The organism is Arthrobacter sp. 210 2, assembly GCF_059093025.1.
Window position 1 is genome coordinate 1 of record NZ_JBNHIE010000021.1, and the last position, 15,010, is coordinate 15,010.

Below are 15,010 nucleotides of genomic sequence, written 5' to 3' on the forward strand. Positions count from 1 at the left end.
TTCCAGGTTGAATGCTAGACACACTCATCCCAGCAGGGCCACGGGCCCCCTTGTCTTCAACGACACGAACTCAATTCCCCACCAACCACGAAGAGCCATGTAAGGACATTACTCGTCCTAGCTGCTATAGCACGTCAAAAGTTAGTATGCATGCTTCCGGGGACATTCTCCTAAAGGCAAGAAGTTCCATGGTCGCCTTCGCCGATTTACGTTGGGTCATCCGAGAATGTCAGCGGGAGGGGATCGTCCTGGCCAGCTGTTACCTCCTTGCACCAGCCACCTCGGTGTCGGAAGGCGGACGGCACGGCATCCTTCTGAGCGCCGGCTCACCACCGCTCTAGCCTTCCCGATTTCCCTAACTCCTAGTAGCAGCTCTTTCAGCACCCGGCTCGGGAGCTGTTGGGCATCCCGGAGAGTAGGACCCAAGAGGTGTTGCGAAAATTGCAACCCGTAATTGCGTTCTTTGCACCATTGGCCCACAGTTGTTTTTGTGAATGAGAGCCAAGACACAGGACCTGCGAAGATGCTGGCAATCTTTGAGGCCTTATCCCGCAGCAGCCAGGATGGAGACCTCGGGCTGACTGTTTCGGGTCTTGCCCGAGCGCTGGGGCGTGACAAGTCGAGTGTCTCCAGGCAGTTGAAGCCGCTGGTGGACTTGGGCTTGGTGGAGCGCGACACGAAGGGGCTGCACCGTCTCGGGTGGAAGCTTTTCGCTGTTGCTGCCCAGGCCGGGGATCAGCGCTTGCTTCTGCTGGCTCCGCCCGTGATGCGACAACTGGCTACCGTTCTCGGCGAGCGGGTCCACCTGAGCATTCGGCGGAACGAGGACGTTTTTACCATTGTTTCTGAAGGACCCCAGCAGGTCATCGAGGCAAACGTATGGGTGGGCCGGGCTGTACCTATCTGGTGCACTTCGTCGGGGCGGGCACTGTTGTTTGACCACACCTCGGAGGAGATCCATACCCTGATTGAAAAGACCTTCAGCAAGGGTCCGGGGTCGCAGGCACCCACAAGCGTCGATGAAGTCGTGGCACGGGTGGAGAAGGCCCGCCTGCAGGGTTACGCCTTGGTTGTTGACGAGTTCGAAGATGGCCTTTCCGGGGCTGCGGCGCCTGTCCGCGATGTTCACGGCCGAATCGTCGCGGCTATCAATGTTTCCGCTCCCTCATTCCGCATCGCTGAAAACCTGACCCACGTGGGCCGCCAGGTTGCCCAGGCGGCGACGTATCTCAGTCGTTCCCTGTCTTCTCCTCCCGCTCGATCCAAGGACAATCACAATGCTCAGAACGGACCCAACGCCGACCTTAGAAGGATTTCATGAACTTCTTTGACTACGTCAGCGAAAACCAGGCGCGAATCACTTTCCTGCTTTTACAGCACATTGAAGTCGTCATGATTTCAGTGGTGCTCGCGACGGTGCTCAGCCTTATCATCGCCGTCGCCACGGAGACTCTGCCTCAGGTGCGCAAGGTCGCGCTGTCTGTGGCTGGAACCATCTTGACCATTCCTTCCTTTGCCCTTTTCGGTCTCATGATTCCGTTGTTCGGACTCGGTGTCGTGCCCACAGTGCTGGCGCTGACCGTCTACGCCGTGTTCCCGATTCTTCGCAACGCGGTGACGGGTTTCGAAACCGTAGACGAGGGAGTCATTGACGCGGCCCGCGGCATGGGCATGGGCTCCTGGCAGCGCCTTTGGCGCATTCGCGTCCCGCTGGCCTGGCCCGTCATTTTGAACGGCATCCGGGTAGCGACCATCATGGTCGTCGCCATCGCAGCCATCGGTGCGGCCGTACGCGGCCCTGGTCTTGGTGAACTTATTTTTAGGGGCTTGTCGCGCATCGGCGGAGCCAACGCCCTGAATGAAGCCCTCGCCGGTGTCGTAGCGATCGTGGCCGTCGCAGCGATCCTTGACCTTCTCTTCATCGTTCTTGGCCGCATCTCCACACCGAGAGGTCTAAAACTACATGTCTAACGCCCAGCTCTCCGCCACCGGCTCTACGGATACCATGATCCGGCTGATCAATGTCTCGAAGCATTACGAAGGTGCCCCCGCCCCGTCGGTTGCACCACTGTCCATGGAAATCAAGCGCGGCGAGTTCATCTGCCTGGTCGGACCCTCCGGCTGCGGAAAGACGACCACACTGCGCATGATCAACCGGCTCGTCGAGCCATCGGGGGGAGAAATCTGGATCGATGGCCAGAACGTCACGCACGCCAACCCTGACGAGTTGCGCCGCCACATCGGCTACGTAATCCAGCAGGTTGGTCTCCTGCCCCATATGACTATCGAACAGAACGTCGGGCTGGTGCCCTCCATGCTCGGCTGGGACAAAAAGAAGATTACTGCCCGTGTGGAAGAACTGCTGGAACTGGTGGGGCTGGACCCCCACAGCTACCGGTCCCGCTACCCGAAGCAGCTCTCGGGAGGCCAGCAGCAACGCGTCGGTGTGGCACGCGCCCTGGCTGCCGATCCGCCGGTCATGCTCATGGATGAACCCTTCGGCGCCATCGACCCGATTACACGGGACCGCCTGCAGGCGGAATTCCTGCAACTGCAGCAGCGCATCCGCAAGACCATCGTCTTCGTCACGCACGACATCGACGAAGCACTGCGGCTCGGGGACCGTATCGCCATTTTCGCCGAGGGTTCCCGGCTGGCGCAGTTCGCGACTCCCCTGGAAATCCTTACCAACCCTGCTGATGACTTCGTCCGCTCCTTCATCGGTGAAGGAGCTGCGCTGCGCCGGCTGTCGCTGCTGCGCATCGGTGACCTGCAGGTCCCACCAAGTTCGGACCTGCAACCGGCCGAACTCACGGTGCAGCCCACTGATTCGGTCGCCGCTGTGCTGGAGAAGATGCTCGAGCATGGGGCAGAGCGGGTCCAGGTGAATGGCGGGGAAACTCTTACCGTCCAGGACATGCTGTTGGCAACCGCGCAGGCGAAACAAGGGGCGGTCCAGTGACAGCATCAGCAACCCGGCTTCCTGCAGCTGCTCGACGCCGCGGAAGAAAAGACCATTCCGGCTGGATCATGCCCGCAATAGCGGTGCTCCTGGTGGTGGGGACCTTTCTCTATATAACCACCGCTGATCTGGACACCATCGAAGCCCGCGCTCTTGCTCCCGATGTCATCTTGGAAAAGGCGTACCAGCATGTCCTGTTGGTCGTCGTATCCACGGTCACGGTTGTTGCAATAGGCGTTCCTGTCGGTATTTTGCTGAGCCGTCCGTGGGCCAAGTACTTCCGGGCCCCGGTGCTTGCCATCGCGAATGCAGGCCAGGCGATACCTTCCATCGGTATCCTCGTTCTCCTGGCTTTGCTGTTCGGTGTTGGCTTCAACATGGCCGTCATAGCCCTGGTGATTTACGCCCTGCTGCCGATCCTGCGGAACACAATCGTCGGTCTGCAGCAGGTCTCGCCGTTCATCATTGATGCGGCCAAAGGCATGGGCATGAACGCCCGCAGGATCCTCTTCACCGTCGAGCTGCCCCTCGCGGTGCCGGTCATGCTGGCAGGCATCCGGGTCGCACTGATCCTGAACGTGGGCGTGGCCACGCTCGCCACCTACACGAACGCCGGAGGTCTGGGGGACCTCATTGAGCGCGGAATCGTGTTCTACCGGATGCCGATCCTGCTGACCGGATGCCTGCTCACCATCGCATTGGCTTTGCTGGTGGACTCGCTCGCCGGCGTCATCGAAAACCGTTACCGCCCCAAGGGCATCTGAGCTACCTCGAAAACCCGAAAAGGACCCCCTATGCGCAACAAGACAATCCTCGCCCTGGCCATCACTGGCGGCACTATGCTTTCCGGCTGCAGCCTCGGAGAAGCTCCACCCAGCGGAGTCACCGGCGGCTCCCTCGCCAAGGACAGCAACCTGGAGGGCGTTAAGCTCGCTGTCGGCGGCAAGGAATTCACTGAACAGCTGGTTCTTTGTGAGGTTGCAGCCCAGGCACTGGAATCGACCGGGGCCGAAGTAAGCCGCAATTGCGGACTCACCGGTACCAGCAGTGTCCGGTCTGCCCTTACCAGCGGCGATATTGACCTGTACTGGGAGTACACCGGGACCGGCTGGATCACCCACCTGGGACAAACCGAGCCCATTGCGGACCCGCAGAAGCTTTACGAGGCAGTGGCCCAGCAGGACGAAGAGAAGAACGCGATCACGTGGTTGAAGCCGTCCCCGGCCAACAACACGTACGCCATCGCCGTCAGCAACGAAAAAGCCGAAGAGTTCGGTGTGAAAACGATCTCCGACTACGCCGCACTGGCCAGTAAAGATCCCGCGGCAGCAGGTTTTTGCGGAGCAGCCGAATTTTTCGGCCGCAACGACGGGTGGCCCGGCGTGGAGAACGCCTACGGATTCAAGCTGCCCCGCAACAACGTTTCCGAACTCGCCGCCGGCGCCATCTACAACTCCATCGACAAGGCCGCCCCGTGCAATTTCGGTGAGGTATTCGCCACAGACGGACGTATCGAAGCCCTCGGCCTCACCGTCCTTGAAGACGACAAAAAGTATTTCACCCCGTACAACCCTGCGGCGACCGTCCGCACCGAGGTTATCGAGGCAAATCCCGCCGTCGGCGACGTGCTGGGCGAAATAGCCGAGGCCCTTACTGACGAAACACTGCGCCAGCTCAACGCCAAGGTCGACGTGGACGGCAAGACCCCGGAGGAAACGGCGAAGACCTGGCTCACCGAGAAAGGCTTCATCGGTGCCTGACACTCCAACGCCCGACGCCGCACGCCTCAGGGTGCGGTTGCTGCAAACCGACCCAACTCTGGGGGACGTTTCCGGCAACCTGGAGCACCTGAACAAGCTGGTGAAGGCAGCTTCGGACTTTGATCTGGTGACCACTGCAGAGCTGGCCACCCACGGGTACCACCTGGGAGAAGTCCCAGAGGCCCAGCCCATCAACGTTGATGATGAACGACTGCTCCGGCTCGGAAGCTACGGCCCGGCAGCCCTGGTCGGATTTGCCGAAGCAGACCGCCACCACACCTTCAACAGCGCGGCCCTGATCACCAACAAGGAAGCCCGGGTGCAACGCAAAATGTACCTGCCGACCTACCGGGCATGGGAGGAACGCAAGCACTTCCGACCCGGCGGCAGACTGCACTGCTACGACCTGCCCAAGGCACGGATTTCAACACTGATCTGCAACGACGCATGGCAGCCGGCCATGCCGTGGCTGGCCGGCCACGGCGGGGCTGAAGTGTTGGTCATCCCGGTCAACAGCGTCACCAGCAACGTGGGGCTGCCGACCGACCAGGCGTGGGACCTCATTCTCCGCCACGCTGCCGTCACTACACAGGCCTTTGTCCTCTTCATTAACCGGGTTGGGCGGGAAAACGGCAACGATTTTTGGGGCGGGTCCCGCGTCATCCACCCTTCCGGTGAGGTCATGGCAGAGCTGGGTCAGGAACCCGGCGAACTGGACTGCGAGCTGGACCTGGGCGAACTTCGGTCTTTGCGCAGGCAGTGGCCGCTTCTGCAGGAAAGCAGGGCCGACCTTATCGCCCGTGAAGCAGCACGACTGGCTCAGGAGGAGGAACTCTAGTGTTCGACAGTCACGTGCACGCCGGACCTGACGTCCTGGACCGTATCGGCGATGACCACGACATCAGCACAATGTACGCTGCCGCGGACTTTTCCGGTTTCGTGCTGAAGGCCCACTACGAATCGACAGTGGGGCGCGCCCACGCAGCAGCCCGCGCCACGGGCAAAGCCGTCTACGGCGGGTTGGCCCTGAATCAACACTGCGAGGGCGTCAACCCATCGGCAGTTGCAGCGGCTCTCGGCGCCGGCGGCCGTGTCATCTGGATGCCGACAGCCGATGCCCACACCCAGCACACCGCCGACCTTCCCCGGCTCTGCCAACATGAACCCCGAATAGGGAACCGGACCTATGCGATTCCCCCCGTCAACACCAAAGCCACAGAGGCCACCGAAACCGTGCTGGCGCTCATCGCAGACCACGACGCGGTGCTCGCTACCGGGCACCTCAGCGGAGACGAATGCCGATGGCTCAGCGAAAGAGCCCGCCATTACGGGATCAACCGGCTGATGTTTACCCACCCTTCCTACACCGTCCCGGGCCTGCAGCCGGATGCAATCCGGACCCTGGTGGAGGGCGGAGGCTACGCAGAAATCACCACCTACCAGCTGCTGCACCAGCCAGGCTGCACCCCAGCCATGCTGGCCCGCGCCGCCGAAGCCGCCGGGGACAGGCTCATCCTTTCCTCCGACGCCGGCCAACCCACCTCCCCTCCCCCGCCCGAGGCACTCATGCTCCTCATCGACACACTCGCCGCCGAAGGCCTCGACCGCCGCTGGCTGGAAGCCGCAGCTTCCACAACTCCAGAATCGCTTTTCTCACCCAACTAGCGGGTTCTGGAAGGAGACCTGGCCATCTTGTGAAGGTCTCCTTACAGCCTGAGGCTGCCCCGGCAACCCGCCACTACAATCTCACAGCTCAGCCAGCCCGGCCCCTGCCGGGCCTGGCAAGCCTGTGTACCTAACCAAAAGTCGAAAGGCCCTGCGCCCATAAGAGCTAGCTAAAAACACTTAGTCAGTAGAAAGTACCGAGACAAAAGCGCATCCAGGCCATAACGCCGAACCACAACACTTAGAACGAGGAAAAGCCATGATTGAGAAAAAGACAACATTCTTCAGCGAAGGCAGCCGTCTTCAGGCCAGCATCTACTACCCGGACGACCTCTCCAAGACCGGTCCCCACCCTGCAATCATCGTGAACTCCGGATACCAGGGCTTCAACAACTTCTACCCCAAGATGTTCGCCGAGAACCTGACCGCGCGCGGATACATCTGCCTTGGCTTTGACTACCGCGGCATGGCCGACAGCGAGGGCCCCAAAGGCACTGTGCTGATCGAACAGCAGGTCGAAGACGTCCGCAACGCCATCACCTTCATGCAGGCCCAGGACGAGGTCGACAACTCCCGCATCGGGCTCATCGGCTGGGGCATGGGCGCGGCGAACGTCGTTCTGGCCGGGGAAAAGGCAAAGAACGTCGCCGGAGTCGCAGCGCTCAACGGCTTCTACGACGGGGAGCGTTGGCTGAAGTCCATCCACACCTACGATGAATGGACCAAGATCCTCGACGAGGTCAAGGAAGACCGCACCCGCCGGGTCCTCGAAGGCGAATCCAAGCTCGCCGACACCTTCCATCACTACCCGCTGGACCCCGCCACCAAGGACTACGTCGGCAAGGAACTTGAACAGGTCTACGGTTTCGGGCACCCCACCCGGTTGCAGTTCACCGAATCCATCATCGACACCAAGGTGGAGCGGGCGGTCAAGTACCTGTCCCCGACACCGCTGTTCATCGCCCACGGCGAAAACAACACCCTGCACCCTTTCGAGGAAGCAGCCTCGCTGTATGAAGCGGCTGAATCCCCGAAGACGCTCTACACCGTGGCGGGCCGGCACAACGACTTCATGTACGGCGACCACCCCGAATTCGTTCTGATGTGCGATCGGCTCCAGGAATTCTTCGACCAGGCCTTCGAAACCAGCGCGGCACCTTCACGCATCACTTCTGCCTGACATGGCATGGTTCCTGCCGGCCCTGTAGGGCCGGCAGGAACCACCACACTTTCTTTTTCACCTCAGCAGCAGCCCTTATCTTCAGCCGTCGGCCAGCCCTGGAACGCATTGCCTGGCGGGCAAAGGCACCGGCTGTTTCCCTGCATCGGGCCAACCGGCTCCGAAGCCGGCACAGAAGCACACCAGGACGGGAACCATGATCGACATCCGAGACGACCTCACCACTCGCGCCGCCTACGTCTCCGACGCGTCCATCTACCGCAGGGTCCCGGCAGCAGTCATCGAACCGCGCACCGTTGAGGAAGTCCGGGAAGCGCTGGCCTTAGCGCAGAGTCGCGGCTGGTCGGTTGTCTCCCGTGGCGGAGGTACATCCGTTGCCGGCAACGCCATCGGCGAGGGCCTCATCATCGACACCTCCAGGCATTTCAACCGGATCAAGTCCATCGACCCGGAAACCATGACCGCCGTCATCGAGCCCGGCGTGATCTGCGACCAGCTGCGCGACGCTGCCTCCGAATTCGGCCTCACCTACGGCCCGGACCCGTCCACCCACGCCCGGTGCACGATCGGTGGGATGGTCGCCAACAACGCCTGCGGATCCCACTCCGTGGCCTGGGGTACCAGCGCTGACAACCTCGTGGCCGTCAAGGTCATGCTGGACGACGGAAGCGAAGTAGAACTCGGCAAGGGCTTCACCTCTGAGCCGCGGATCACCGATGCGCTGACCGCGCTGCGCGACCGGCATCTGGCGATGCTTCGCACCGAACTTGGCCAGTTCCCCCGCCAGGTTTCCGGTTTCGGTCTGCACTACCTGCTGAGCGAGCACGGCTTCGACACCGCCAAGGCCTTCGCCGGAACGGAGGGCACCTGCGGGATCATCACAGAGCTCACCGTAAAACTTGTCCACAAGCCCGCACACACCGCCTTGGCAGTCCTCGGCTTTGAGGACGTCTTCGCCGCCGCGGCCGCGGCCCCCAAGCTTCGCCTCCCGGGCGTTTACACCATCGAAGGCATGGGAGCTGACCTTATCCAAGCCCTCCAAACCAGACCAGGCAGGGAAACAGCCGGATCAGAACTGCCCGCGGGTGGCGGCTGGCTCTACTGTGAAGTAGGAGCCGATACCCTCCAGGAAGCCGAAACACGTGCCCTTGAACTGCCCGGCCTGATATCGGAAAAGGTCGTCGACTCCATCGTCGTGCCCGAAGGTCCCCTCGCCAAAGCCCTCTGGAACATCCGCGAAGCAGGCGCAGGCATCGTCACCCGCCTGCCCGAAGGCGGGGAAGCATGGCCCGGCTGGGAAGACTCAGCCGTCCCGCCCCACCGTTTTGGCGAGTACCTGCGTGACCTCTACGACCTGCTGGACGAGAGCGACCTCTCCGGCATCCCCTTCGGCCATTTCGGCGAAGGATGCGTCCACATCCGTATCTCCTTCGACTTCAACAACGACGCCGGCGTCGCCGCTTACCGCAAATTCATCGAAAAAGCCGCAGAACTCGTCCACCGCTACGGAGGCTCCGTTTCCGGCGAACACGGCGATGGACGGGCCCGCTCCGAACTGCTGGCAACCATCTACACACCCGAAGCCCTAACATCATTTGGCGAGTTCAAAAACATCTTCGACCCGAACGGCTTCTTCAACCCCGGGGTGCTCGTTGACCCCGAACCCATCGACCAAGGGATCCGTCCCGGTCCGGGAGCCCGTACCTTTGAACTGACACCCGTCCACGCATTCACCCATGACGGGGGTTCGTTTGCCAGCGCCGTGAACCGCTGCGTCGGTGTGGGAGCGTGCCGCTCTGACGCCGGCGCCATGTGCCCGTCATTCCAGGCCACCAAAGACGAAGTCCATTCAACCCGGGGACGCGCACGCTCCCTGGCAGAAATGCTGCGGGGCGAAAGCATCACCGACGGGTGGAAATCAAAGGAAACCCTCGAAGCCCTTGACCTGTGCCTGTCCTGCAAGGCATGCGCCACCGAATGCCCTGTCAACGTCGACATGGCCACCTACAAAGCCGAATTCCTCCACCACCACTACCGCCACGGGTTGCTTTCCTTCATCGGCAAGAACCGACGCCCGATGGCCCACTTCACCATGGGCTGGATGCCTTACCTCATGCGTATCACCGAACGCATCCCCTTCGCCTTCCGCCTTATCAACCGCATCGAATCATTCCGCCCCGTCGAGGAAATGACCAAGCGCCTGGGCGGTATCGAGACGAAGCGGCGGATGATTACGTTCGCCCCTCAACCATTGACAACATGGTTCCGCCGCAGGCGCTCAGCCGCACCGGAAGTCGAAGACACCCGAGAGTCGGTGGTCATCTGGCCGGACACGTTCACCAACTTCTCAGCGGACGCGCCAGGAAAGGCAGCCGTCGACGTCCTGGAAGCAATGGGATACCGCGTCCTGATGCCAATGGGCAATGTCTGCTGCGGCCTCACCTGGCACTCCACCGGGCAGCTGGACATGACCAAGAAGGTCCTGCGGGACACCCTCGATGTCATGGAACCCCTTCTGCGGGCCGGATACCCCGTGATCGGCCTGGAACCATCCTGCACCGTCATGCTGCAGGACGAAATCACAGAACTGCTCCCAGACGATGACCGCGCCGCCCTCGCATCCAAACTCACCCAGACCCTCGGTTCCTTCACGGCCCAGCACCTCAAAGACGGCAAGCCTTGGCCATTCGGGAAGCTGTCCAGTGATGAAGGGCCTGCGGAAGCGCTGTGCCAGGTGCACTGCCACCAAAAGTCAGCCCTTGGATACGACCCTGAACTCAGCGTCATGGAAAAACTCGGCGTCAACACCACCGTCATCGGGGGAGGCTGCTGCGGGTTGGCCGGCAACTGGGGCTTCGAACCAGGCCACTACGACATCTCCCAAACTCTGGGCGAGCGGGAACTGTTCCCGGCCATCCGCAACGCATCGGATGGCACCATTGTTCTCGCTGACGGCTTTTCCTGCCGGACACAGATCGCGCAAGGAACCTCCGCTGATGGAGTGCACCTCGCCCAAATCATGCTCCAAGCCTTGGACAGCGCAGACGAGTGATCCTTTGCATGCCATACCCGCCGCACTATCGGCAAGCCCTCCGGGCACCGCAAGTGCGCTGAACCCGGTTACTCCAAGGCAGGGCATACAGCTTCTCTCGCCCAATTGCCACGTCGGCTGACGGCTCAACTGGGTACATGCGGGCAAAGAAGCAACCAGCAATAACTCCACAACATAATCGAACAAACCATGAAGGTCACAAGGCAATGACGTCGACGATGAGCGATCACACCAAGTCCACAGCGAAAAAAGAAAATCAGTCCACTAAATCGGCCGGACACGTCATCGTGGACACTCTGGTTACGCACGGGATCAAACGCGCCCACGTCGTCCCGGGTGAGAGCTTCCTGGACGTCCTGGACGGGCTCCACGACTCCCCCATCGATACGGTTGTTTGCCGGCACGAAGGCGGCGCCACCTACATGGCTGAAGCAGACGGCAAAATGAACCAGACGCCGGGCATTGCCATGGTTACCCGCGGCCCGGGCGCTGCCAACGCCCACGTCGGCCTTCACACCGCGTGGCAGGACTCCACCCCCATGGTCCTGTTTGTAGGCCTGATCCCCTTCGCACACCGGGACCGGGAAGCCTTCCAGGAGTTCGACATCAAAGCCTGGTTCGACACCGGGGCCAAGCGTGTCATGGTTCTCGATCACGCTGAACGCGCATCCGAAATCGTCGCCGAAGCCCTATTCGCAGCCATGAACGGCAGACCCGGGCCTGTCGTTATCGGCCTTCCCGAAGATATCATCCGCCAACAAATCCCAGCCGAACTCCACCCACCGATCCCGGTCGCCACCGGCGGCATGACGACAACAGACTCCCAAGCCCTCACCGCAGCTCTTGCCGCCGCGAACAAGCCGCTGTTCGTCACCGGCGGCAACGACTGGACACAGGAAGGGGCCGACCAGCTCACGCAATGGCTGGAAAAGCACCACATCCCCGCAGCCGCTGAATGGCGGACCCAGGGCACAGTCCCCTTTGACTCCCCCTCCTACGTTGGCCCCATCGGCTACGGGCGTCCGCGCCCCACATACGACCTGCTCGAAGAAACAGACCTCCTGATCTTCGTTGGAACCGTTCCCGGTGACGTCATCACCGACGGGTTCCTCTGCCGGCAGGACTGGAACAAAAAGAACTTCCTCGTCACCATCGACCCCTCACTCCGCGGCAGGTCCGGACCAGTGTCCTATCAGATCGTCGCCAAACCAGACGTGTTCATCCGCGACCTCGCCAAAATCGACCTTCCAGTCAAGGACGAATGGAAAACCTGGACAGCACGAATGCGCGGCGAACAAGAAGCGTTCTCCGCCCTCCCCCCGGCGAATCCGACAAACGGTCCCGCCCGGATGGACACCCTGATGGCCAACCTCGTGCCCACCCTGCCCGCCGACGCGATGATCACCCTTGGTGCCGGGGAGCACACCAACTGGGCCCACCGCTACTTCCCCACCCAGCGCTACGCGTCCATGATCAGCGCCCGCAACGGATCCATGGGCTACTCCGTCCCCTCCGCCATCGCAGCGTCCCTGGAATACCCGGGCCGGCGCATTGTGACCATCGCCGGGGACGGCGAGTTCCTCATGAACGGCCAGGAGCTCGCCACAGCCGCGCAGTACGGTGCCACTCCCCTGGTGGTCGTGATGGACAACCAGGAATACGGCACCATCCGCACCCACCAGGAACGCCACTACCCTGCCCGGGTCTCCGGAACCCAACTGAAAAACCCGGAATTCGCGCTCATGGCACAAGCCTTCGGCGGCTTCGGCATCAAAGTCGAACAAGACATCGAGATCCCCGCCGCCGTCAAAGCAGCGCTCAAAGCCATCGATGAAAACCATGCCTTCGCACTCATCCACCTCGTCGTGCAACAAAGGGTCAAGGCCTACTGACGCCGCCGCCGGCTGAGCTTCGTTGAAACCCGTTCCGCTGACAAACCTCTAGGACTTCCCATGACTGTTTCTGCGCTTTCCCCTGCCATCTCACCCGAGCGTGAGGCCGCGCTGCTTGCCTCAGTCCCAACCGGCCTGTTGATCGGCGGGCAGTGGCGGGATGCTTCCGACGGCGGCACGTTCGATGTCCATGACCCCGCCACTTCAGAGGTGCTGGCAACCTTGGCTTCAGCGACCAGCGATGATGCTGTCGCCGCACTCGACGCAGCGGACGCCGCCCAGGCTTCCTGGGCGCGGTCCGCGCCCAGGGTGCGGGCCGAGATCCTGCGGCGGGCCTTTGACCTGGTCACAGAACGGGCCGAGGACTTCGCGCTGTTGATGACCCTGGAAATGGGCAAGCCCCTGGCCGAAGCCCGCGGTGAAGTAGCGTATGGCGCGGAGTTCCTGCGCTGGTTCTCCGAAGAAGCGGTCCGTGACTACGGCCGCTACCTCACCACCCCCGAGGGAAAAAACAAAATCCTGGTCCAGCACAAACCCGTGGGCCCGTGCCTGCTCATCACACCCTGGAACTTCCCCCTCGCCATGGCCACCCGCAAAGTCGCCCCCCCTGTGGCCGCGGGCTGCACCATGGTCCTCAAACCTGCCAAACTCACACCCCTGACCGCCCAGTACTTCGCTCGAACCATGCTCGACGCCGGGCTGCCCCCGGGAGTGCTGAACGTCGTCTCCTCCTCGTCGGCCTCCGGCATCTCCGGACCGCTGCTGAAAGACTCCCGGCTGCGCAAGGTCTCCTTCACCGGCTCCACCCCGGTGGGCAAACGACTGATGGCCGACGCCGCAGAAAACGTGCTGCGGACCTCGATGGAGCTCGGCGGCAACGCACCCTTCATCGTGTTCGAAGACGCCGACCTGGACGCCGCCGTCGAAGGGGCCATGGCTGCCAAGATGCGGAACATGGGCGAAGCCTGCACCGCCGCCAACCGCTTCCTCGTCCACGAGTCGGTGGCCCAGGAATTCACGGCCAAGTTCGCCGCCGCGATGGGCGCCCTGACCACCGGCCGAGGCACCGACCCGAAAACGAAAGTGGGCCCGCTGATCGACGCAGGGGCCCGCGATGACGTCCACGCCCTGGTAACCGCCGCCGTCGACGCCGGAGCAGTTGCCATCACCGGCGGGGCCCCCGTTGACGGACCCGGCTACTTCTACCAGCCCACCGTCCTCGGCGGCGTGCCCAACAACGCAGCAATCCTGGGCCAGGAAATCTTCGGACCCGTCGCCCCCGTAACAACCTTCACCACCGAAGACGAAGCCATAAAACTATCGAACGCCTCCGAGTACGGCCTCGCGTCCTACCTCTACAGCAAGGATTTCAACAGGCTCCTGCGGGTGGCCGAACAAATCGAATTCGGTATGGTCGGCTTCAACGCCGGCCTGATCTCCAACGCCGCCGCACCCTTCGGCGGCGTCAAACAATCAGGCCTCGGCCGCGAAGGCGGCACCGAAGGCATCGCCGAATACACCACCACCCAATACATCGGCATCAACGACCCCTACGCGAACTAAGGCCGACGAGCCCCATGGGGTCAACTCACGGGGCCGTTCGGTGCCTTCTCCATGGTTCGCCTGCAAGACCCAGACCGCTTCAAAACTAGGACTCGTAAGCCTGCCAACCCAGTCGTGACTATTAAAGGAGGAAGATCATGGCCCGAGGGCGACCCCTGCTACGTCCACCACGCCCTGCGGAAGTTCGAAGCACAAGATCCTTGCCTCCCAATGATGCCGTCTACATTCAGGACTGGACCATGCTCGTATCCGGAGACAGGGTTGCCATCGTCCAAGACCACGAACCTGAAATTTCCGGTCGTGTTGACGCTGTAACTGAAGACGGTCTAATCCTCTGGCTGCACCAGGACGCGGGCGCCGGACGCAAACTATTTACCTGTACCGAAGACGTACTGGTCTGGCGCCTGCAGCAAAACAGCTAGCAACGGCAGGCAGAAGGTTGCTCGCTCAGCCTGTCAACGCTGGCAAGTTATCGAAGAGCGCGGCGTGTCCACCTTCGAGCCTTGTGTGTACCCGGGCTCGAACTTGGAAAATCCGGGGAAGCGGGCACGGGCGGAGGCTCGTCCAGTTGGGGCACACCGCAACCTGACGTAAGGCAGGAGTGAAAGCTCGTCAGTCTGGACTTGGCTAGGTGGTGTAATTCTGTCACCTCATACTGGAACCAAGATGCGAGCCTGGGGCGGATTGGGAGCTGACGATGTGCGATGGCTTAGTCCCGTCCGGCTTGGAGATACCCTCACCTGCAAGATTCACAGTCGTGGAAGCGCGCCGGTCAAAGTCGAAACCCGATCGCGGGATTATCCGCATTGGGATCGAGACGTACAGGGACAACGGTGAACTGGCTCTTCACGGTTTATGGGGAAATGGATCCCTGGGATGAGCGTCATGCCGCCGTCCGGACGGCACTTCTCAAGAGAATAACTGATTTGTAGTTGG

11 protein-coding genes are annotated in these 15,010 nt (G+C 61.8%); all 11 read left to right on the top strand.

Going from position 1 to position 15,010, the window contains the following annotated elements:
- The first annotated feature begins 523 nt into the window (after positions 1-523).
- The 11 genes from AC5RWA_RS21425 (at position 524) to AC5RWA_RS21475 (ending at position 14,074) form a co-directional block, all read left to right on the top strand.
- Positions 524-1,321, top strand: coding sequence for an IclR family transcriptional regulator (locus AC5RWA_RS21425; protein ID WP_494058987.1), 798 nt, complete (start codon positions 524-526; stop codon positions 1,319-1,321).
- Entirely contained in the window at positions 1,318-1,971 is a 654-nt protein-coding gene (locus tag AC5RWA_RS21430) for an ABC transporter permease (protein ID WP_494058988.1), read from the top strand. Before AC5RWA_RS21425 ends, AC5RWA_RS21430 begins: the two co-directional genes overlap by 4 nt.
- Complete coding sequence (locus AC5RWA_RS21435) at positions 1,964-2,962, top strand: ABC transporter ATP-binding protein (RefSeq protein WP_494058989.1); 999 nt, start codon at positions 1,964-1,966, stop codon at positions 2,960-2,962. The genes AC5RWA_RS21430 and AC5RWA_RS21435 overlap by 8 nt, the downstream gene beginning before the upstream one ends.
- On the top strand, positions 2,959-3,726 hold the full coding sequence (locus AC5RWA_RS21440) for an ABC transporter permease (protein WP_494058990.1): 768 nt from the start codon (positions 2,959-2,961) through the stop codon (positions 3,724-3,726). Before AC5RWA_RS21435 ends, AC5RWA_RS21440 begins: the two co-directional genes overlap by 4 nt.
- Positions 3,727-3,756: 30 nt before the next feature.
- Positions 3,757-4,722 (top strand): glycine betaine ABC transporter substrate-binding protein, encoded by a 966-nt coding sequence (locus tag AC5RWA_RS21445; RefSeq protein ID WP_494058991.1) that lies wholly within the window; start codon positions 3,757-3,759, stop codon positions 4,720-4,722.
- The gene (locus tag AC5RWA_RS21450; protein ID WP_494058992.1) at positions 4,715-5,560 is read left to right on the top strand and encodes a nitrilase-related carbon-nitrogen hydrolase; all 846 of its coding nucleotides are present in this window, start codon (positions 4,715-4,717) and stop codon (positions 5,558-5,560) included. Before AC5RWA_RS21445 ends, AC5RWA_RS21450 begins: the two co-directional genes overlap by 8 nt.
- Positions 5,560-6,387 carry a DUF6282 family protein gene (locus tag AC5RWA_RS21455; protein ID WP_494058993.1) on the top strand — a complete coding sequence of 276 codons (828 nt, stop codon included), beginning with the start codon at positions 5,560-5,562 and terminating at the stop codon, positions 6,385-6,387. The genes AC5RWA_RS21450 and AC5RWA_RS21455 overlap by 1 nt, the downstream gene beginning before the upstream one ends.
- A gap of 259 nt (positions 6,388-6,646) precedes the next feature.
- Positions 6,647-7,567, top strand: coding sequence for an alpha/beta hydrolase (locus AC5RWA_RS21460; protein ID WP_494058994.1), 921 nt, complete (start codon positions 6,647-6,649; stop codon positions 7,565-7,567).
- A gap of 196 nt (positions 7,568-7,763) precedes the next feature.
- Positions 7,764-10,619, top strand: a complete 2,856-nt coding sequence (locus AC5RWA_RS21465) for an FAD-binding and (Fe-S)-binding domain-containing protein (RefSeq protein WP_494058995.1) — start codon at positions 7,764-7,766, stop codon at positions 10,617-10,619.
- Positions 10,620-10,837: 218 nt separating this feature from the next.
- The gene (locus AC5RWA_RS21470) at positions 10,838-12,511 is read left to right on the top strand and encodes a thiamine pyrophosphate-dependent enzyme (protein WP_494058996.1); all 1,674 of its coding nucleotides are present in this window, start codon (positions 10,838-10,840) and stop codon (positions 12,509-12,511) included.
- A 60-nt stretch (positions 12,512-12,571) separates the two neighbouring features.
- A complete protein-coding gene (locus AC5RWA_RS21475) occupies positions 12,572-14,074 on the top strand; it encodes an NAD-dependent succinate-semialdehyde dehydrogenase (protein WP_494058997.1) in 1,503 nt (500 codons plus the stop codon).
- The last annotated feature ends 936 nt before the right edge of the window (positions 14,075-15,010 follow it).

Excerpts from the sequence above, each read along its gene's own strand:
- AC5RWA_RS21425 (WP_494058987.1), top strand. The coding sequence starts at position 524 with ATGCTGGCAATCTTTGAGGCCTTATCCCGCAGCAGCCAGGATGGAGAC.
- AC5RWA_RS21430 (WP_494058988.1), top strand. The coding sequence starts at position 1,318 with ATGAACTTCTTTGACTACGTCAGCGAAAACCAGGCGCGAATCACTTTC.
- AC5RWA_RS21435 (WP_494058989.1), top strand. The coding sequence starts at position 1,964 with ATGTCTAACGCCCAGCTCTCCGCCACCGGCTCTACGGATACCATGATC.
- AC5RWA_RS21445 (WP_494058991.1), top strand. The coding sequence starts at position 3,757 with ATGCGCAACAAGACAATCCTCGCCCTGGCCATCACTGGCGGCACTATG.
- AC5RWA_RS21460 (WP_494058994.1), top strand. The coding sequence starts at position 6,647 with ATGATTGAGAAAAAGACAACATTCTTCAGCGAAGGCAGCCGTCTTCAG.
- AC5RWA_RS21465 (WP_494058995.1), top strand. The coding sequence starts at position 7,764 with ATGATCGACATCCGAGACGACCTCACCACTCGCGCCGCCTACGTCTCC.
- AC5RWA_RS21470 (WP_494058996.1), top strand. The coding sequence starts at position 10,838 with ATGAGCGATCACACCAAGTCCACAGCGAAAAAAGAAAATCAGTCCACT.
- AC5RWA_RS21475 (WP_494058997.1), top strand. The coding sequence starts at position 12,572 with ATGACTGTTTCTGCGCTTTCCCCTGCCATCTCACCCGAGCGTGAGGCC.